Raw genomic sequence first — 19,067 nt, 5'->3', positions numbered from 1 at the left:
GGTTTTTATATGAGTAAAGTAGCTGTTGTATATTGGAGCGGTACGGGAAACACTGAATCTATGGCAAAGGCCGTAGAGGAGGGCATCAAGTCCGCAGGTGCGGAAGCAGTATTGCTGACTTCCGCTGAATTCGACGCAGCAAAGGTCGCTGAATTCGATGCCATCGCATTCGGATGTCCGGCAATGGGTGCCGAGGTTCTCGAGGAATCGGAATTCGATCCCATGTTCACTTCTGTCGAGTCATCCCTTAAGGATAAGAAGATCGCGCTCTTCGGCTCATATGGCTGGGGTGACGGTCAGTGGATGAGAGACTGGGAAGGCAGATGCAAGGCAGCAGGTGCCGTTCTGGCAACGGGATCCGTTATGGCTAATAACGAGCCTGACGACAGCGCTGTTGCAGAATGCAAAGCACTCGGAGCAGCTTTGGTATAAGAAAACATAATCATTATGTCATAAAACTCCTTTTAGCATCGGAGCTGTCTCTGTATAGGGGCAGCTCCGTTACTGTTTCGAAAAACAAGGATTGACAACAACTGTTTATGATGATAATGTTAGCGACGGCTAACCAAATTAAATAGAACTCATTCATAACCCCACATCATGTGGGGTATAAAAATAAATTGATAGTTAGCCAATGCTAACCGATTGTGCAGACATGATCTGCAGTTCAAAACGATCAACGGGGGTGAATATATGAAGAAAAGGGGTGTACTTTCCTGGGTCCTGGAATTCGCGGGACGCAAGAAAAGTTACTATGGCGGAAGCGTCACTCTGGCAATAGTCGGAGTCGCGGCATCTTTTGTGCCGTATCTGATAATAGCGGACATTGTCGGAAATCTCCTGAACGGGAACAGCGATGCAGGCTACTATCTGAAGCAGATCGTAATAATAGCTGTTGTGTGGGTAATAAGGATATTGATGCACAATCTGTCGACCACGCTGTCGCACGTTGCGACGTTTACCGTATTGGGAACAATCAGGGAGGACTTGTGTGCAAAGCTCTCTAAGATCCCTTTGGGCTCTGTACTTGACGACAACAGCGGAAGTTATAAGAACATTATCGTCGAGCGTGTTGATTCAACAGAAACGACGCTCGCGCACATTATTCCGGAATTCACCGCGAATATCCTGCTTCCGATAGTAATGTTTATATATATGCTTACTCTGGACTGGCGCGTAGGTCTCGCAAATCTCATATCAGTAGTCGTAGGTATCACCTGTGCGGCTGTCATGATGGTTAAGAGCCAGGGCGAGTTCGAATATACGGTGCAGAAGACAAAGTATCTCAACGATACTGCGGTCGAATACATAAACGGGATCGAAGTAATCAAAGCCTTCGGAAAGACCGGCAGTTCATACGAGAAATTCGTTAATGCCGCGAGGGAAGGCGCTGACTGCTTCATCAGATGGATGAGAAAATGCATCTGGTGGCAGTCGGGAACCATGTGCTTCACACCCGCCACCTTCCTTGGCGTTCTTCCCGTCGGACTGCTCCTGGTAAAGAACGGAAGTCTTTCTCCGGAGAGATTCATCACATGCATCATACTCTCTGCGGGACTCATCGCACCTCTCATCACCGCATTCTCATACAGCGATGATATTTCGAAGATGAAAACGATCTTCGGCGAGGTAACGGAGATCCTTGAGAGAAAGGAAATGATAAGACCTTCGGAAGTCACCGAAGAACCCGTGGGTTCTGATATTGTGCTCAAAGATGTTCACTTCACATATAAAGACAAGGAAGTTCTCCACGGTATCAATATGGAGATAAAGCAGGGCGAGGTAACTGCGATGGTCGGCCCTTCAGGCACGGGCAAGAGTACGGTCGCAAGACTCATCGATTCGCTCTGGGATGTCGATTCGGGAACGATCACATATGGCGGTGTCGATATAACAAAACTTCCGCTCGATTACTACATGCAGAAGATCGCATATGTCGCACAGGATAACTATCTTTTCGACATGTCCGTAAAAGAAAACATCAGACTCGGAAAACCGGGTGCGACCGATGAAGAAGTCATAGGCGCCGCAATGGCTACGGGATGTCATGAATTCATCCTAGGACTTGAAAACGGTTACGATACTGAGGTCGGTGGAGCGGGCGGACACCTGTCCGGGGGCGAGCGTCAGAGGATATGCATCGCAAGGGCAATGCTCAAGGATGCGCCGGTGATCATAATGGATGAGGCCACGGCTTATACGGATCCGGAGAACGAGGCGCTCGTTCAGGAGAGTGTCGCAAAGCTCGTGCAGGGCAGGACACTTATCGTGATAGCGCACAGGCTTTCGACCATAAAAGACGCAGACAAGATCTATGTAATAAACGACGGCAATGTCGAAGCAGTCGGCACGCACAATGAACTCCTTTCGGACTGCAGTCTCTACAGGAAGATGTGGGAAGCGCACAGCATGGTAAAGGATGAAGCGGAAGATAAGACTGCTTCCGTTTTCGGGAAGGAGAACGCATATGCTTAAGATGCTTAAGAAATTCTTTGATTTCTGCTCGAAAAAGAACAGGGACAAATTCTATCTTTCAGTCTTTCTTGGCGTGCTGGATGCGTTGTTCGGCGCGCTCAAGATCCCGGCTGCTTTCTTTGCCATCACAGCGATCCTGAGTGATAGGATCGAAGCAAAAGATTTCATTCTCGTGATCGGATTTATGCTCGCAAGCACGGTCGGAAAGATGGTCGTAAACCGTTTCTCCCAGATGAAACAGTGCGAGGCAGGTTACGATACTTGCTGCCTTAAGCGTATTGAGATCGGTGAGCATTTAAGATATCTGCCCATGGGCTATTTCAACGATACGAGCCTGGGTCACATCACCTCTGTCACGACCAACACTCTTGAACAGATGAGCGACATCGCCGTAAGAGCTATCATGATGGTCCTTCAGGGAAGCATTACTACAAGTGTAATTGCAGTCGGAATGTTCGTATTTGACTGGAGGATCGGAGTGATATCCCTTATCTGCATCGGCATCTTCCTGATGGTCAATACAGTTACCAACAAAAGGATCGCAGTGGTCGCTGATGAGAAGATACAGGCGGACCGGGAGATGGTGGGCGTCATCCTGGAATTCATTCAGGGTATCGCGGAGATAAGAAATTACAATATCTTCTCGCAGAACTCCTCAAAGGTCGCGAGAAGTGTCGAGAGGAAAAAGAATGCAGACATCACTGCCGAGACCACGGCAATTCCCGCAGTAGGGTTTCAGATGATGATCTGCAAGCTCTCGGGCGTTGTGATCGCAGGCGCTTCTCTTTATTTCTACTTCACGGGAACGATGGAACTTAATTACCTTATCACGATGCTCATGGCTTCGTTCATGATATTTGAGGCACTGGATTCCGCAGGCATCTACACGGCACTCCTGAAGATCATCGGAAGAGGCGTCGACCTTGTAAACGAGATCCTTGCCATTGAGCAGATGGATATTAACGGAGAAGACATCAGACCTGCGAACAGGGACATCCATCTTGAGCATGTAAGCTTCGCATATGAGAACAGAAAGATCATAGATAATGTGACACTCGATATCAGAGAGAAGACGACGACCGCGATCGTCGGTCCTTCGGGCGGCGGCAAGACGACCATCACTTCACTCATCGCAAGGTTCTGGGATGTGGATGAAGGAGAGGTCACGCTTGGCGGAAGAAACGTAAAGGATTACAGCTTTGATTCCCTGATGGAGAACTTCAGTTTTGTGTTCCAGAGAGTCTATCTTTTCGAAGACACCATCGCCAACAACATAAAGTTCGGAAGTCCGGAAGCTTCAATGGATGAGGTTATCGCCGCAGCGAAAAAAGCACGCTGCCACGACTTCATCATGTCACTGCCTGACGGATATGAGACGGTCGTTGCCGAAGGCGGCGCAACGCTCTCAGGCGGTGAGAAGCAGAGGATAGCGATAGCGAGGGCGATCATGAAAGATGCACCGATAATCATTCTCGATGAGGCTACCGCAAATGTTGATCCGGAGAATGAGAAAGAGTTAACCGAAGCCATCGGAAACCTTACCAGGGAAAAGACGATCATCATGATCGCGCACCGTTTAAAGACGGTAAGAAATGCCGATCAGATCGTTGTCATCGACAAGGGCAGGATCGTTCAGCAGGGTAAACACGATGAGCTAATGAGACAGGACGGCATATACAGGAATTTCGTTTCCGGAAGGAAACAGGCCGTAAGCTGGAAGATCGCATAAAAGGAGAATGGAAATATGAGTACGGAAACAGGTTCAAACAAGTTAAAAGCAAAAGACTTCATCACGGTCGGCATCTTCACAGCGATCATATTCGTCGTCGAATTCGCATGCGGAATGCTCGGTTATATCCATCCGTTCATCGTCGCATCATATGTCATTATGATCCCGCTGGTCGGAGCGATCCCCATGATGCTCTTTTACACGAAGGTCCAGAAGTTCGGCATGATCACCATCATGTCGGTACTAATCGCCATCATCATGTTCGTAACGGGAATGGGCTTCCTGGGCGCACCTCTCATCATCGGTGCGGGCGTTGTCGCAGATCTCATCGCAAAGTCAGGAAAATACAAGAGCTTCAAGAAGACAATGTTCAGTTACGGCGTTTTCTGCCTCTGGATCTGCGCAAATTATTTCCCGGTCGTCGTAACAGCGGACTCATACCGCCAGGATCTTATCGACGGCGGATATTCGATGGAATACTGCAATAATCTCTTCCTTGCGATCAACTACAAGACCATAGGTGTCCTGCTCGTCCTCTGCTTCGTATTCGGACTGATCGGAGCCGTGATCGGCAAGGCTGTCGTCAAGAAGCATTTCGAGAAGGCCGGCATAGTCTGATGAAGCTCGATCCGCGGACAAAGCTCTACATGATACTGATCGTCTCGGCGGTCGTCATGATGAGCGCGACGACACCGTTCCTTTGGGGCGTCAGGATCGTAATGACGTTGATACCCATAATCCTTCTGGTCATAGAGAAAAGATACACGAGCGCACTCGGATTCATCTTTCTCTACACGGCGGCGCTAGTGCTGACTTTCGCTTTCCTGTCGGAAGATTCCACGGGCATATTCAAGTCACTTCTGACCGGATACAGCGGTATAGTCGTCCAGTTCATGCCGTGTTTCATCACTGCCTGGTATGTGGTAAGGACCACGAAGATCGACGAGTTCATGTCGGCGATGCAGCGGATGCATCTGCCTGACGGAATCACGATATCCCTGGCCGTTGTCATGAGATTCTTTCCGACGATAAAAGAAGAATACTCGTCGATAAGCGACGCCATGAGGATGCGCGGCATCTCCTTTGGCGGAGGAAACGCTGCGAAGATGATCGAATACCGCATGATCCCGCTCCTGTTCTCGTGCGTGAACATCGGCGATGAACTTTCTGCCGCCGCCATTACCAGAGGACTCGGAGGAAATGTAAAGAGGACCAGTGTGGAGAAACTGAAACTCCGCGTGTGGGACTGGCTTTTGATAACCGCATTCACGGCGGTTGCCGTTGTTTTCGTTGTATTCAAGTACTTCTTATGAATGAGATCATCATCGACATTGAGCATGTGAACTTTAAATACAAGGGTTCTTCCGAAGGGCTCCTGAACGATGCGTCCCTTAAGGTCGAAAAAGGGGAGACGCTGCTCCTCACGGGCGCTTCGGGCTCCGGCAAGACCACGCTGATAAGGCTCATCAACGGCCTCATCCCGCACTACTATCAGGGTGACCTGAATGGCAGCGTCACCGTTGCCGGACGCGATATCGGCAAGACTGAGCTCTATGAACTCGCGGGTGTTGTAGGCACCGTTTTCCAGAATCCGAGAAGCCAGTTCTTTTCTGTCGATACTGACGGTGAGATCGTTTTCGGACCGGAGAACATAGGACTTGACCCCAAGACCATCCTGGAACGCAAGCAGATGGTAGTTGACGAGATGAATATCGGAAAGCTTCTGGGAAGAAGTCTTTTCGAGCTCTCGGGAGGCGAGAAACAGAGCATAGCGTGCGCGTCCGTGTCGGCCCTTTTGCCTGAGATAATACTTTTGGACGAACCCTCGTCCAATCTCGACCAGGGCGCCATCGTCAAGCTTCACGATCAGATCGTGCAGTGGAAGAATCAGGGAAAGACGATCGTCATATCCGAGCACAGGCTCTGGTACCTCAAAGACATCGTCGACCGTGTCATCTACATGGATTCGGGAAAGATCGCCCACGAGTGGAGAGGCTCTGAGTTTTCCTCTTTTGACAGCAGGACGGTCAGTGAGCTGAAGCTGAGGCCCCTTGTTGTTTCCGATATCCTGTCCCCTTCGTGCGACGGTGACTGCGGAATGGAAGATTGTGCGGACGGTTGTGACAGGGTCGATGCACTTCCCGAATCGGAAGACGGCATTGTCCTGAAGGATTTCTTTTTCGCATATCACAGGACCCCGTATCTTTTCTGGAAGAAGAGCTTTTCCGAAAACGATCCTAACCTGAGCCTCAACATTCCGCGCCTTGTACTTCCTAAGGGAGCCGTTATCGGCGTAATAGGGAAGAACGGCACAGGCAAATCCACGTTCCTGAAGTGCGTTTGCGGCCTTGAAAAGGAGTGCAAAGGTACGATCGAGGCAGACGGGAAGACCTATAAAGGCAAAGAGCGCCTGAAATTCAGCTATATGGTCATGCAGGATGTGAACCACCAGCTGTTCACCGACAGCGTCGAGTCGGAAGTCATGCTGTCCATGAAAGAAGAGGATAAGGACCGCTGCAGCCGGATCCTGGAAGATCTCGGCATCCTTGAGTTCAGGGAAAAGCATCCGATGGCCTTGTCCGGCGGACAGAAACAGAGGGTGGCCATAGCTTCGGCGATTGCTGCCGATGCAAAGCTCATGCTTTTCGACGAGCCGACGTCCGGACTTGATTTCTCGCACATGGAAAAGGTCGGCGGGCTCTTGAAAACCCTTTCCCGGTCGGGTAATACTGTACTTGTGGCAACTCATGATCCCGAACTCATCGATCTTTGCTGTGACTATGTATTGTGCATCGAAAACGGCAAACTCGGCTATCTTAAGAGGGTTTAACAATGTTAAAGACAGTAATTACGGGTCTTCTGATACCCTTTATCGGCACTGCGGCAGGTTCCGCGTGCGTATTCTTCCTCAAGAACGATCTGAAGGACGGGATCAAACGCGCCCTGACAGGATTTGCAGCCGGCGTCATGGTCGCGGCATCCATCTGGAGCCTCATCGTTCCCGCCATCGAGCAGTCCTCGGACAAGGGTCGCTTTGCGTTTCTTCCCGCGTTTATCGGATTCTGGCTCGGCATCCTGTTCCTGCTCTTACTGGACCACATCATCCCGCACCTTCATGCCGGGATCAACCAGACAGAGGGTCCGAAAAGCAAACTGACACGCACCGTAATGCTCGTTCTGGCGGTAACGCTCCATAACATACCTGAGGGAATGGCTGTCGGCGTTGTCTATGCGGGCCTCATGAACGGCTCGGCAAACATAACCGCGGGCGCGGCGCTGGCCCTTGCGCTCGGAATCGCCATCCAGAATTTCCCCGAAGGCGCGATAATCTCGATGCCGCTGTTTTCGGAGGGCAAGAGCAAGCCGAAATCCTTTGTCCTGGGCGTCCTGTCAGGCGCCGTCGAACCGGTTTTCGGAGGACTCACGGTGCTCATTGCCGGTCTCGTGGTTCCCGCGATGCCTTATCTTCTCTCATTTGCGGCGGGCGCGATGCTCTATGTCGTCGTCGAGGAACTGATACCCGAGATGAGCCAGGGTAAGCATTCCAATATCGGCGTCGTCTCATTTGCAATCGGCTTCAGCCTCATGATGGCGCTCGACGTGGCGTTGGGGTGACCGCTTTTTGCATCCGGCTATTTGTTTTCCGCTATTTGAATTCCGCGCGGCTGGAAAACACAGAACACGCGTAAATACCAAAAGGCTGCCTCTTTGTTTTCGAGACAGCCTTCCGGAAGATATGGGGAACAGTTAATGGGGGATAATGTGTTATTTAAGGGTTAACATCCGTGTCTTATCAGATCTCGGGTGCCAGTTCGAATCTTGCGGCGTACTTTTCCAGCTGTGCCTGTGTGGCGTTTTCGGCGAAGAGGCAGAAGTTAACGGAATCGTTTGCGGTGCGTACGAACATCAGGCCGCTGTCTGACTCATAGATGATGCCGCCGGAGATTTCCTTCTTGTTTGCTGATCCCTGTGCTGCCTTGAGGTAATCGTCATATGCTTCCTGCTCGAGAACCATGCCGATCGCGACTGCTTCGGTGTTTTCTTCAACTTCCTTGTCGTAGAGGTAGATGGCGCCTCTGGTGAATTCAACGGAATAGCCGTCTGAGAGATCTACTGTTGCTACTGAGACTGTTTCGTCCTGATGGAGATAAGCTGTTGCTGTCGATTTGGTTGTTTCCTTCTTTGCACATCCTGCGAAGCATGCGATTGTGATTATTGCTGTTACGATTGCTGTTGCTGTAGCTGTTGCGATTGTCTTCTTCATTTTTTTGCCCTCCTGAATTGGCGTGTTGTTTTGTTTGATGGCTCAATTATGGCAATCGCAAGGGGCACCAACAATCAGTAATCACGGGGCTTTCTGACGCTTAAGCAACACTCCGGGCAGGGTGTGTTGCTTAAACTGAAAAAAGTTTTGGATTTGAAGCTGATGTTGTGCTTTGCGGCAGGCTTTCCCGTTCGGAGTTGTTGACCTGAGCCATAAAAAGAAGCAAACTGAATGGCAGATGCGGACGACGCATTGTCCGAAAAACTGATGCGGATGACGCATTGTCCGAAAAACTGATGAGCCCATCACGCTCATTGCTCGAAAAACCGATGCGTTCCACCGTGCGCATCCGCAAAGATCCTGAGGACAGGTTACCGGTACAAAGCTTTGAACAAAAACTCGAAATTCAAGATCGCCATTACAACCGTCCTTGCGGCGGCTCTTCTTGCCTCGTGCAGCGACATGCGGAAAACACCGGCGGGCTACCGTGCCAAGATAGAGACTGAAACGACTGTCGAGACCACCATAGAAGAAGAGATAAAGGAAGAATTCCCTCAATTCAAGTATAAGGTATATAAGCCTCAGGTCAGCGAGGCTGAAGGCAGGACCCGCCCCGTGACGTTCTACCGCGACGGAAACCCGTTCTACGGCAAGATCACGGTCCCGGAAGGCGAGGGACCTTTCAAGACCATAATCATTTCGAGCGGCCTGTACGCAAGGCTCGGAAGGTATTCGGGAAAGGCAAGCGATTACAGCGACATGGGTTATGCCGTGATCGAGTTTGAGTGCCAGAACGGCGCGCCGCCGCCGTCCTACGACGATCCCGAGTGGCTCGGCGACTTCATCTACGAGCAGGTCTTAGACCTCTACGCCGTCATGGATTCGATGAGATTCTTCCCCGAAGTCGACCTCTCGAACATCTATCTCTACGGGCACAGCATGGGCGGCCTGGTCACGTCTTTCGCAGGAACAATGCGTCAGGACGAGGTAAAGGGCCTGATCCTGGTCGATCCGAGCTTTTACGCCGCCCAGTTCATGGATTTCGAGTACGAACAGACCATCACGACGGAGATCTATCCCCTGATAACCAAGTGCAACATCCCGGTGGTCATCATCACGGGCACGGCCGGGAGCTTCGGCGAGGACCCGCACTGCTTCGACGAGGCGGTGGAAGCTTTTCCCGACTGTGAGGTCGTCGTGATCGAGGGCGCGAACCACAGGATGGACGGCGATGCCAGCTACAAGGTGGTCTCGCGCTCGGTCAGCGTCATGAAGAAGTGGGATGAAAGAGCCGGAAACTGAGGTATAATGTCATTCGTCTGTCAGCCGGCCGGGGTTATATGGGCATTCGCCGCCGGCTGAGGATTGCCAAGACCGGGTTGTAAAATCATTCAAAGAGGGGATTTACGGATGTTTAAGAGAGTCACTTCATTTATTGCGATACTGATGCTGGGCCTTTTCGTGCTCGCAGGATGCGGCAAGGGCATTGAAGGAACATGGGTCCTGACCAAGGAGATCGATGCTGCCGGTGTGAGCATGTCCGGGGATGAACTGAGCGATGTCGGCGTTGCCGAACAGTATGAGATCACCGGCAACAGTGTTGTTTATACGCTGAATACCACTTACGCGAAACAGCCGATCGTCATAGAGCTCGAGCTTAAAGACCTGGGCGGCGGCCAATATGAGTTCAACCTGCCGAGCGGCGGGTATACTTTCGCGACAGTCACGGTCAAGGGCAACACCATGACCTATGAGGTCGGTGAAGACAGCGACAAGATGACGATGGTGTTCAAGAGGAAGTAGTACCCCGGCCATACATGGCGAAATTATCCCAAACCGTGAAATATTGGTTCCGCGGGATAATTTTCGAAGGTGGAATTATCCCAAAAGTTCAAAAATCCTTCATTTGGGATAATTTCCGGCCCGTTTTTTATCCCAAACTGCAAGAAAATCTCATCTTGGGATAATTTCAATCTCAAAATTTATCCCAAAGTCTCGAAAAATGGCTCAGCGGGATAATTCCGCGCTCTATTTTTATCCCAAAGTCTCGAAAAACTTCCCTATGGGATAATTTCAGCTCTGAGATATTTTTGGGGAAAAGTATTCAAAAACGATACCTTCTGAAGAGCCGAGATATCGTTTTCGGGAAAAAATCTTCATTTACGATATCTTCTGAAGAGCCGAGATATCGTTTTCGGGAAAAAATCTTCATTTACGATATCTTCTGAAGAGCCGAGATATCGTTTTCGGGGAAATAATCTTCATTTACGATACCTTCCGAAGAGCCAAGATATCGTTTTTGGGGAAAAATCTTCATTTACGATATCTTGCGAAAAACAAAGGTATCGAAATCGGGGCAAATCCCTCAATTCCGATACCTCGCCCTTTTAGACGCACCTTTCTGTAGTGAACCCCCGAAGTCTGTCCAACTTCAGGGGTTCACTCCTTTCGGTGGTGCTTACGACTTACAACTCGCTTAATACTCCCAAACCTCAGTTCTCAGCCTTATTGTTTCTGCTCTTGATTATCATATCAACCATTGTGATCACACCTGCAAGTCCTGTGCAGCCCAGACCGATCTGAAGCGGGAGGTTGGAATCGACGTTGCCGAACATTGAGATCAGTATGGATGTAATAGCTGTGATGCCGAGTACTGCGAGTACGATGATCTTGATGATGTTTGATGTTGTGTTTTTCATTTTGAGTTTCTCCTCTCGGGTTTTGTTATGGCCTGATGATAGCCTTGCGGGAGGGTGGGTTAAAGGACACGGACTGTCTCAAAAGCCCTGTTTTCGGGCATGGGACATGGTGTGTCCCATCGAAAAACGGTTATTCTTAAGTTGAAATCGACCGGAAAAAGAGCCTTACTGCACGTACACGATCGCTGTCCGCTTGAACGACGTGATGATCTTCAGGACGGACTGGTAGATGACACCGATACAGTATATGTAGACCGGGATGCCGACATTCTTGATGAACACGAGGCACAGAACGACCTGCGCGAAATTTCCGATGCCCTGGGCGAGGTCGATCTTCCAGCCGGGATTCTTGTCGCGCTTGTTTCCGAACGCGCGGACGAAGTTCAGACCCGCGGCGACCAGGTGTCCGGCCACGACGTATATGATCACGATCGTCTGCGCCTGGTCGTAGAGCACGGTCGCGAAAACGCCCATGTCGAGCATCAGGAGCCCTATCAGCATTATCCTCTTGCCGCCGATCATGTGCTGCGCGTGCGTCAGGTAATAGATGAGGTATTTCAGGCCGTAGTAGGTGAGGTCAAGGCCGACGCCAATGGCGAGGATGATGAAGGCGATCTCGGGCACCATCATCAGGAACAGCGCGCCCTGGATCGCGAAAATCGCATATATTATGTTCCACACGCGTCTCGATTTGCTCATGTCTTCAGCCTCCGGCTTTCCTTGACGAGCTTCATGTAGTCGCGTATGCCCCTGAATCCGTGCTTGTCGTAGTCTATCGAGACTCCGGCGAGAATATTGCCGGAGCTGTATATCTTGTTGGTGATCATGCTCTTCTGAGCCATAGCCGCCACGATGAACTTGCCGAGGAATGACCTGTCGCGCATGTCGGGCGGCATTATCTTGTACTCACCGGTAAATGCGTTCACGTCAAAATCAGGGATCTTTTTCCCGGACAGCTCCTCGCCGAAGGCCTTCCAGTCTTCGGAGGAGTCTTCTTTTCGCGCGGTCAGGATGGACATTATCCTGTCCTTATAGGGCTCAGCGGTCTCCTCGTCGTATATTCCGGTCTCGAAAACCTCTTCCCAGCCTCTCAGGTATTTCATCGCGTAGATCATCTGGCAGAAGGCGTGGTAGTAGTCGGAGGGGTTGTCCTTCAGGCACTCCCTGTAGTTGTCCCAGGCGGGCAGGTACTTGTAGCGCATGAAGCTGTAGTCGGGCAGATGCCCGGCGTGGCCGTGCCCCAGGTTCAGGATGTTCTTTTCGCTTAGGTTGAAGACCGTGCTGTTGAACTGTCCGTTCTCAATGTCGTCGGCAGCGCCCGGGCTGTGCTTGAACGATATCTTCCGGACCGAGCCGTCCGGCATTATCTCGAAAAAGTTGTCGTCGGTGTTGTTTATTACCAGCGAAGGCGTCCCGGCGAAATTCCTGTGCGCCCAGGTGTCCGCCAGAACATGCATCGCGATCCCAACCGCCTGCAGGCTCCTGTCTTTCGCGAGCTCGACGGTTTCCTTGACCAGCGTGCCGTTCGGGCCGCATATAAGCCTGTACTTGTTTCTGTAGTCCCTTGTCGCGCGCGGTGTTTTCGCGTACAGATCCTTCGGCAGGAAGTGGAACGATGCCCAGATCCTCGTGATGTCCTGCAGGCTTACGATGTCCGACCTCATGTCGACGAGCTCTGCCTGTGTCTGCGAAGTGGCGGCATGGACCGTCGCGGAAATGGACTTGAGGAACGTTTTCGTGCAGCAGTCGACCATCTGGTCGCTGTAGCACACCGCGAGCGCCTCCTCGTGTGTGTAGCCTGCCAGATAAGCCGCGCAGTATGTCGCATAGTAGTGAAAATCCGCCTGCAAGCTACTTTCTCCCTTCCTTCATCCTGCGCCTGTATCTTCTGACGCTTATTCCCGCCAGGAGCACTTCGACTGATACGAACAGCGAAGAAAGCTCCATGAGGAGACCTATGTAGTTGTCTATGAAATCCCCTTCAGCGCTCTCAATGCTCTGAAGGACGAAAAATACCGATACCAGCGAGCCCATTATCAGGAGCACATTAAATATCAGATATGCTTTGCTGACCTTAACGCCCCGCCCGTCGCGGCACGCTCTGAGTCCCACGAAAAGCCTTATCAGCACATCGACCGCCATTATGATGACGAGAATTACCATCGAGATCAATATAATGAACGGACCGTACTCTTTTTCAAGATCTTCCGGGAAGATCTTTATGTTCAGCAGCAACTGCATGAGCAGCTTGATGATGCTCCAGAACGCGAACATTATGACGCCGATCCCCAGTATGACCAGGGTATTCGAATCACGCCTGAACTTTATGGATTCAGGATCGTTCTGCAGGATGTCCGTGCCGGCCGGCGCGGGTGATGTTGTGCCGGTGGCATCGACTGAGGCTGCCGGCCCTGCTTTCTTAATGTTCTCTGCATTTTCCACTTTTTCGTGTGTTCTCCACGTTCCGTCCGTTTTCCGTGCCCGCGTCTTCCGCGCGCAGGCTCCTTTCGGTGACAGGTATCCTGTAAATTATACTTCATTGTCGCGAAAGGTGGGCGGGAGGAGTCCGCTGCGGCCCACCCCACCCGACGGATTGAGTCATTCGGCAAATAAAAGCTATAATAAGGCTATAAAAACCAGCGCCGCGGCGCCTAAAGAGGAACGTCATGTCGAAAAAACATTTCATGGACATCAAGAAGAGCTTCGATACCAAAGACCCGAAGGCGGTCTCTCAGTGCACGCAGTTCGTTGAGGAGTGCCTGAAAGCGCTCGGCACCGACAGGAAGCTTGCCATGAAGTGCGTGCTCCTGAGCGAAGAGATGGCGGTGCAGATGATTCTCCACGCCCCGGAAGAGGGAACGTCCCTGGCCGTCCGCGTAAAGAAATCCATCGGCGACGCGGTGATCCGGATAACGTGCGAGGGTGAGTCTTTCGATCCTTTCGCAAACAGCGCGGCAATTCAGGGTGGTTCTGCCAAAGGTGCCGAAAAACAGGGCGCTACCGCCGACACCGACACCGAATCAAGATACGCCATAAGCTCCATCATCATGAAGTCATTGGGCGAGCTGTTCAAGTTCTCGCACAAGGACGGCGTGAACCGTGCGCGCATTGCGACGGGGCAGGAGGGGAAGGCCATGATCATGAGGACCGTGATCGCCCTTCTTGCGGGACTGGCAGCCGGCCTCATATTGAAGTTCCTCGTGCCGGCGGATGTTGCGTCGGGCATTTCGGAATATGCGCTGACGCCCGTGAGAACGATGTTCATGAATGCGCTGAAGATCGTCATCGCGCCAGTCGTTTTCTTCTCGATAGTCACGTGCATCTCGCAGTTCAGGGACCTCTCGGAGCTCGGCAGGATCGGCTCCAAGGTCATGGGTATGTACATCACGACGACGGTTATAGCGGTGCTCCTGGCGTCGGGACTTTCTTTCGCGATATCGCCCGGAAAGTTCGGCCAGTTCATAGGGTTTGCGGCAGAGAAAGACACGATCGCAGAGGCGGACACGTCGATCCTCAACACGATAGTAAACATCGTTCCGTCGAACATCGTGCAGCCTTTCCTTGAGGCTGACACGCTGCAGCTGATATTCCTTGCGGTGCTGACCGGCATTGCCGTTGCGGTGCTGGGCAAATATTCAAAGATGCTGCAGGAGCTTTTCGAGGCTTTGAACTCGCTGTTCCTTACGATCACCACCATGATCACGCGCTTCATTCCGGTGGCGGTCTTCTGCTCAATCGCGCTCATAATCCTTAACACCGACATCAATTCGCTCAAGTCGATACTCGGCATGGCGGGCACATTCTATCTGGGCATCTTCTGCATGCTCGTCTCATACGGCCTGCTCATCCTGATCTTCGGCAGGCTCAATCCGCTGACGTTCTACAGGAAGCAGAAGGAAGGCATGCTTACCAGCATGGCGCTCTCATCGAGCTCTGCCGCGATGCCGACGAACCTCAGGATATGCACGGAAAAGCTCGGAATCTCGCCGAAGGTCTGCAATTTCTCGATCCCTTTGGGCGCGACGGTCAACATGGACGGCTCTTGCATCTTCCTTACGATCGGCACGCTCTTCCTCGCGAAAGGCTACGGGATCAACGTCACGCTCCCGATGCTGCTGTCGCTCCTTCTTACGATCGTGCTGCTCTCGCTCGGCGCTCCGGGCGTTCCCGGTGTCGGCATCGTTTGTCTGGGCATTGCGCTGCAGTCAATCGGTGTACCGATCGAGGCGGTCGGCATTCTCATCGGCATATATCCGTTTTTCGACATGTTCACGACGATGTCCAACACGACAGGTGACGTCGCCGCCGCCCTGATCGTCGCAAGGAACGAAGGGCTCGTCGATCTGGACGTGTATAAGAAGAAGTGAGTTTTTGCCGTTCCCGAAAACCTGATCCGCCGCCATTACGAAAACACGCCCCCTTTTTCACTCCGATTTAAACGGGAAAACCGTCAGAGTTTGTCCCCTGTTTCATTTCGGGCGCGCGTGCTAATCTAAAAATCAGACGGGGATCCGTCAGGCCGCAGCGGCCGCGGGCAGGGGATATAACACGGGATTAAAGCACGGCATACACGTTATATGAAAAAGCGCATACTCTTGATCGTTATCTTATTTGGCATCTGGCTCATTGCCGCAGGAGTGAGCTTTCTGCTGTTCTATGACACGGACTATACCGGATTTAATTACAATCCCGAGTACCGTCATGCGTATATCGATTACCTGTCTATCCGGAATTCCGGTGGTTTATCCGGACATGCGGACGATCTTTTGGAAGTGTACAAGGAAGGCGATAAGTTTTATCTCGTGAGCACCCGTGACGGCAGCGAAAAGCACGAGCTGACCAAGACCGAATACCTCCTCTGCACGGCTTTTGTTTTCGAGTTTCTCGAAGATGATCCCGGTGTTAACGGGAGCGATCTGATCTACCAGACGATCACCTTCCGGCAGGAAGGCGGGGAGGAAGTGACGCTCCCGAAGAAAAGCTACAGCCACATTCCCGGCATGATCAAGTTTTTCGAGCGCATCAAGACGACGCCGGATTACGAGATGACGATGGCCGACGAGATGGCCATAAGGATCGGCGAATACTGCGACTACAATAATCATCCGGACATCCAGTTCATCAGCTGCAAACTTACGGGAGGCGGCCATTTTGATTATTACCTTGAACAGTTCTACGGTCAGGGCACAGGCTTGGACAAGAACGACTTCATGATCGAATGCAAGAATGATATCGAGAACAACGCGAGCAGGATCGCTTCCGTGAGTCCGGACGGCATGATGACCGATAAGTTCAAAGAAGCATTCAAGCCTTACAAGAAGATCCAGGTTGGCTCGCAGACGATGTACTACCGAGTCCAGTCGACCGAAAACGTCCTCCTGATCTCGCTTGTCGATCTCGAAAACAACACCTACTACTGCACCTATTCCGATTTCAAGTTCGGTAATCCCGACAGCAAGCGCTACCATGACAGCGATAACGAGTACAGGCGCGACGGCGACAAGCAGACCCGCATTTACGATATCCTCGGCATCATGACGGGCAAGGACCTCACAAGGAACAAGCTGTGGATCGCGCTGACTGTTGAGACGGCCGCGTGTGCCGCCGCAGTCGTCGTGGTGCTCGTCAGGACGAGAAAGAAGAAGGATGTTTCTAATGTACAAGAAACATAACAGCACTCCCATAGCCAACGATTGTCCCCATAACTGACCCCATATTCTGATAGACTTTAGTCATCAGTTATTACAGGGGCGGGCTCGAAATGGACAAAGTCTACGTTGCGATCGATCTCAAATCATTCTACGCGAGCGTGGAATGCGTCGAACGCCGCCTTGATCCGCTCACCGCAAATCTCGTCGTGGCCGACCCGACACGCACGGACAAGACCATCTGCCTGGCCGTTTCGCCTGCGCTGAAGAGTTATGGTATACCCGGCAGGGCGAGGCTTTTCGAAGTGAACCAGAAAGTCGAGCAGGTGAACAACGACCGCCGCTTCAAGGCGCCGGGCAGGAAGCTCACGGGAAAGAGCTATTGGGATTTCGAGCTTAAAAGACACCCCGAACTTGCAGTCGATTTCATCATCGCGCCGCCGCAGATGGCCAAGTACATGCAGGTCAGCGCGAGGATATACGGCACGTACCTGAAGTATGTCGCGCCGGAAGATATCTTCGCTTACTCGGTCGACGAGGTCTTCATCGACGCGACGGATTACCTTGATCTCTATCACACAAACGCGCACGATTTCGCGAGGATGCTGATAAAGGATGTGTTGCACACCACTGGCATCACGGCGACGGCGGGGATCGGGCCGAACATGTTTCTTTGCAAGATCGCGATGGACATCGTCGCGAAACACATACCCGCCGACAGGGACGGCGTCAGGGTTGCCGAACTAACCGAAGAAAAGTATAAAGAAGAACTTTGGGCGCACACACCGATCACCGATTTCTGGCGCGTCGGCAGAGGTACAGCGGCGAGGATCGAGAAGATCGGTCTTTACACGATGGGCGACATTGCAAGGTGCTCGCTGAGCAGACAGGGCATCGGCCAGCTCTATAAGCTCCTGGGCAAGAATGCCGAGCTCCTGATAGATCACGCGTGGGGCTTAGAGCCGACGACGATCGCCGATGTCAAGGAATACAAGCCCGACAACAACAGCATTTCGACGGGCCAGGTCCTGAAGGAGCCGACCGATTATGAGACAACGAGGCTCATCGTCTGGGAGATGGCAGATGTCCTGTCGCTCGATCTTGTCGAAAAAGGCGTCGTCACTGACCAGCTTGTCCTTACTATAGGGTACGACAGGGAGAGCCTTGCGAGCGGCCGCTACGACGGCGAGACAGTGTACGATTACTACGGCAGGGAAGTTCCCAAGCACGCGCACGGCACGATCAATCTCGACAGGCACACTTCATCGACGAAGCTCATCACTGAAGCTGCCATGAAGATCTTTGACGCCATCGCGGATCCCGACCTTCTGAGCAGACGCATCGGCATCGCGGCATGTAACGTCATAAGCGAAGAGGATGTTCCGCAGCGCGGAAAGTGCGAACAGATGAGCATATTCGATCTTGAGAGCAGCGGTGAAGACCAGGCTGCCGAAGATGAGAAGCTTGCGAAAGAAAGGGCTCTCCAGCAGGCGATGCTCGAGATAAAGCACAAGTACGGCAAGAACGCTGTCGTCAAAGCAAAGAACCTGAGCAAGGGCGGCACGGCGATCGAAAGGAACGACCAGATAGGCGGGCACAAGGCATGAGGAACTACGATGACATAAAACATCTTTCGAGGCCTCAGTATCCGGACCTTCCGCCCATGTCGATCCACGACAGAGCGGCACAGTTCTCGCCGTTTGCTGCGCTCGTCGGATACGGTGATGCGGTCGAGGAAACGGAGCGCCTCACCGACAGCAGAAGAGAGATGCTCGAAGACGAGATCGCCGAACTGAACAGACAGCTCGCGGTGCTTTCGGACAGGCTTCCGGAGCGTCCGAAGATACGCGTCACGTATTTCATTCCCGATGCGAAAAAAGACGGCGGCAGATATGCTTCAAAGGTCGGCAACGCCAGGACGATCGATCAGTACAACAACGCGATAGTTTTTACAGACGGAGAGACAGTCGCGGTGAAGGATATGTACAGCGTGGTGTTTATCGGCGGGTAAGGCCCGCGCTTTTTTGGACAGCGTGCAGCACGGAAGCCAGCATGGAAAAATCCATCAATAAAATGGCGCCAACGAGTTGAGCGCCCCCATCATTCTAGTCCCGTTTTGAAAGACCGGCGGCTTAAAAACTGCACAAATCGGAGGTCTGTTTTTGTTCGATTTTAGATTAGCACTCTCGCCTTGACAGTGCTAACCAAGGGACTATAATGCAGTTGGAACAAAGGAACGAAGATCGATAGAT

The 19,067-nt window shown here is 51.9% G+C and carries 18 protein-coding genes; 13 read left to right on the top strand and 5 right to left on the bottom strand.

Annotated features, from left to right (window positions below; genetic code table 11):
• Positions 1-9 precede the first annotated feature (9 nt).
• The 7 genes from BO18_RS24230 to BO18_RS24200 all read left to right on the top strand — a co-directional run bounded on the left by BO18_RS24230 (position 10) and on the right by BO18_RS24200 (position 7,819).
• Complete coding sequence (locus tag BO18_RS24230; protein ID WP_034450252.1) at positions 10-432, top strand: flavodoxin; 423 nt, start codon at positions 10-12, stop codon at positions 430-432.
• Positions 433-693: 261 nt separating this feature from the next.
• On the top strand, positions 694-2,475 hold the full coding sequence (locus BO18_RS24225; protein WP_034450251.1) for an ABC transporter ATP-binding protein: 1,782 nt from the start codon (positions 694-696) through the stop codon (positions 2,473-2,475).
• Positions 2,468-4,204, top strand: coding sequence for an ABC transporter ATP-binding protein (locus BO18_RS24220; protein WP_034450250.1), 1,737 nt, complete (start codon positions 2,468-2,470; stop codon positions 4,202-4,204). The genes BO18_RS24225 and BO18_RS24220 overlap by 8 nt, the downstream gene beginning before the upstream one ends.
• 15 nt (positions 4,205-4,219) lie before the next feature.
• The gene (locus BO18_RS24215; RefSeq protein ID WP_034450249.1) at positions 4,220-4,822 is read left to right on the top strand and encodes an MptD family putative ECF transporter S component; all 603 of its coding nucleotides are present in this window, start codon (positions 4,220-4,222) and stop codon (positions 4,820-4,822) included.
• Positions 4,822-5,517, top strand: a complete 696-nt coding sequence (locus BO18_RS24210; protein WP_066738437.1) for an energy-coupling factor transporter transmembrane component T — start codon at positions 4,822-4,824, stop codon at positions 5,515-5,517. Before BO18_RS24215 ends, BO18_RS24210 begins: the two co-directional genes overlap by 1 nt.
• Positions 5,514-7,034 carry an ABC transporter ATP-binding protein gene (locus tag BO18_RS24205; RefSeq protein WP_034450247.1) on the top strand — a complete coding sequence of 507 codons (1,521 nt, stop codon included), beginning with the start codon at positions 5,514-5,516 and terminating at the stop codon, positions 7,032-7,034. The genes BO18_RS24210 and BO18_RS24205 overlap by 4 nt, the downstream gene beginning before the upstream one ends.
• 2 nt (positions 7,035-7,036) lie before the next feature.
• A complete protein-coding gene (locus tag BO18_RS24200) occupies positions 7,037-7,819 on the top strand; it encodes a ZIP family metal transporter (protein ID WP_034450246.1) in 783 nt (260 codons plus the stop codon).
• A 178-nt stretch (positions 7,820-7,997) separates the two neighbouring features.
• Here BO18_RS24200 and BO18_RS33460 read toward each other — a convergent pair whose 3' ends face one another.
• Positions 7,998-8,468, bottom strand: coding sequence for a hypothetical protein (locus BO18_RS33460; protein WP_051689118.1), 471 nt, complete (start codon positions 8,466-8,468; stop codon positions 7,998-8,000).
• A 387-nt stretch (positions 8,469-8,855) separates the two neighbouring features.
• Here BO18_RS33460 and BO18_RS24185 point away from each other — a divergent pair, with 387 nt between their 5' ends.
• A complete protein-coding gene (locus tag BO18_RS24185) occupies positions 8,856-9,770 on the top strand; it encodes an alpha/beta hydrolase (RefSeq protein WP_034450243.1) in 915 nt (304 codons plus the stop codon).
• A gap of 108 nt (positions 9,771-9,878) precedes the next feature.
• Positions 9,879-10,271: a hypothetical protein gene (locus BO18_RS24180; RefSeq protein ID WP_034450242.1), complete on the top strand. Its 393-nt coding sequence runs from the start codon at positions 9,879-9,881 to the stop codon at positions 10,269-10,271.
• A gap of 689 nt (positions 10,272-10,960) precedes the next feature.
• On the opposite strand, the gene BO18_RS24175 is transcribed toward BO18_RS24180, so the two are convergent.
• The 4 genes from BO18_RS24175 to BO18_RS24160 form a co-directional block, all read right to left on the bottom strand.
• On the bottom strand, positions 10,961-11,167 hold the full coding sequence (locus BO18_RS24175; protein WP_034450241.1) for a hypothetical protein: 207 nt from the start codon (positions 11,165-11,167) through the stop codon (positions 10,961-10,963).
• 165 nt (positions 11,168-11,332) lie between these two features.
• A complete protein-coding gene (locus BO18_RS24170) occupies positions 11,333-11,866 on the bottom strand; it encodes a hypothetical protein (RefSeq protein ID WP_034450240.1) in 534 nt (177 codons plus the stop codon).
• Positions 11,863-13,017, bottom strand: coding sequence for a DUF6765 family protein (locus BO18_RS24165; RefSeq protein WP_034450239.1), 1,155 nt, complete (start codon positions 13,015-13,017; stop codon positions 11,863-11,865). Before BO18_RS24165 ends, BO18_RS24170 begins: the two co-directional genes overlap by 4 nt.
• 1 nt (position 13,018) lies before the next feature.
• Positions 13,019-13,609, bottom strand: a complete 591-nt coding sequence (locus BO18_RS24160) for a hypothetical protein (RefSeq protein WP_034450238.1) — start codon at positions 13,607-13,609, stop codon at positions 13,019-13,021.
• Positions 13,610-13,833: 224 nt separating this feature from the next.
• Here BO18_RS24160 and BO18_RS24155 point away from each other — a divergent pair, with 224 nt between their 5' ends.
• From BO18_RS24155 to BO18_RS24140, 4 genes are all read left to right on the top strand, one after another.
• Complete coding sequence (locus BO18_RS24155) at positions 13,834-15,534, top strand: dicarboxylate/amino acid:cation symporter (protein ID WP_034450237.1); 1,701 nt, start codon at positions 13,834-13,836, stop codon at positions 15,532-15,534.
• Positions 15,535-15,744: 210 nt separating this feature from the next.
• On the top strand, positions 15,745-16,839 hold the full coding sequence (locus tag BO18_RS24150) for a hypothetical protein (protein ID WP_034450236.1): 1,095 nt from the start codon (positions 15,745-15,747) through the stop codon (positions 16,837-16,839).
• 89 nt (positions 16,840-16,928) lie between these two features.
• Entirely contained in the window at positions 16,929-18,422 is a 1,494-nt protein-coding gene (locus BO18_RS36540) for a Y-family DNA polymerase (RefSeq protein WP_034450235.1), read from the top strand.
• On the top strand, positions 18,419-18,826 hold the full coding sequence (locus tag BO18_RS24140; protein ID WP_034450234.1) for a hypothetical protein: 408 nt from the start codon (positions 18,419-18,421) through the stop codon (positions 18,824-18,826). Before BO18_RS36540 ends, BO18_RS24140 begins: the two co-directional genes overlap by 4 nt.
• The last annotated feature ends 241 nt before the right edge of the window (positions 18,827-19,067 follow it).

The sequence above is a fragment of the Butyrivibrio sp. AE2032 genome (genome assembly GCF_000702965.1).
This window is presented reverse-complemented; position numbering and strand designations above follow the sequence as displayed.

What these genes read in the sequence shown, in the direction of transcription:
- BO18_RS24230 (WP_034450252.1), top strand. Translation starts at nt 10, where the DNA reads ATGAGTAAAGTAGCTGTTGTATATTGGAGCGGTACGGGAAACACTGAA.
- BO18_RS24225 (WP_034450251.1), top strand. Translation starts at nt 694, where the DNA reads ATGAAGAAAAGGGGTGTACTTTCCTGGGTCCTGGAATTCGCGGGACGC.
- BO18_RS24220 (WP_034450250.1), top strand. Translation starts at nt 2,468, where the DNA reads ATGCTTAAGATGCTTAAGAAATTCTTTGATTTCTGCTCGAAAAAGAAC.
- BO18_RS24215 (WP_034450249.1), top strand. Translation starts at nt 4,220, where the DNA reads ATGAGTACGGAAACAGGTTCAAACAAGTTAAAAGCAAAAGACTTCATC.
- BO18_RS24210 (WP_066738437.1), top strand. Translation starts at nt 4,822, where the DNA reads ATGAAGCTCGATCCGCGGACAAAGCTCTACATGATACTGATCGTCTCG.
- BO18_RS24205 (WP_034450247.1), top strand. Translation starts at nt 5,514, where the DNA reads ATGAATGAGATCATCATCGACATTGAGCATGTGAACTTTAAATACAAG.
- BO18_RS24200 (WP_034450246.1), top strand. Translation starts at nt 7,037, where the DNA reads ATGTTAAAGACAGTAATTACGGGTCTTCTGATACCCTTTATCGGCACT.
- BO18_RS33460 (WP_051689118.1), bottom strand. Translation starts at nt 8,468, where the DNA reads ATGAAGAAGACAATCGCAACAGCTACAGCAACAGCAATCGTAACAGCA.
- BO18_RS24180 (WP_034450242.1), top strand. Translation starts at nt 9,879, where the DNA reads ATGTTTAAGAGAGTCACTTCATTTATTGCGATACTGATGCTGGGCCTT.
- BO18_RS24175 (WP_034450241.1), bottom strand. Translation starts at nt 11,167, where the DNA reads ATGAAAAACACAACATCAAACATCATCAAGATCATCGTACTCGCAGTA.
- BO18_RS24170 (WP_034450240.1), bottom strand. Translation starts at nt 11,866, where the DNA reads ATGAGCAAATCGAGACGCGTGTGGAACATAATATATGCGATTTTCGCG.
- BO18_RS24155 (WP_034450237.1), top strand. Translation starts at nt 13,834, where the DNA reads ATGTCGAAAAAACATTTCATGGACATCAAGAAGAGCTTCGATACCAAA.
- BO18_RS24150 (WP_034450236.1), top strand. Translation starts at nt 15,745, where the DNA reads ATGAAAAAGCGCATACTCTTGATCGTTATCTTATTTGGCATCTGGCTC.
- BO18_RS36540 (WP_034450235.1), top strand. Translation starts at nt 16,929, where the DNA reads ATGGACAAAGTCTACGTTGCGATCGATCTCAAATCATTCTACGCGAGC.
- BO18_RS24140 (WP_034450234.1), top strand. Translation starts at nt 18,419, where the DNA reads ATGAGGAACTACGATGACATAAAACATCTTTCGAGGCCTCAGTATCCG.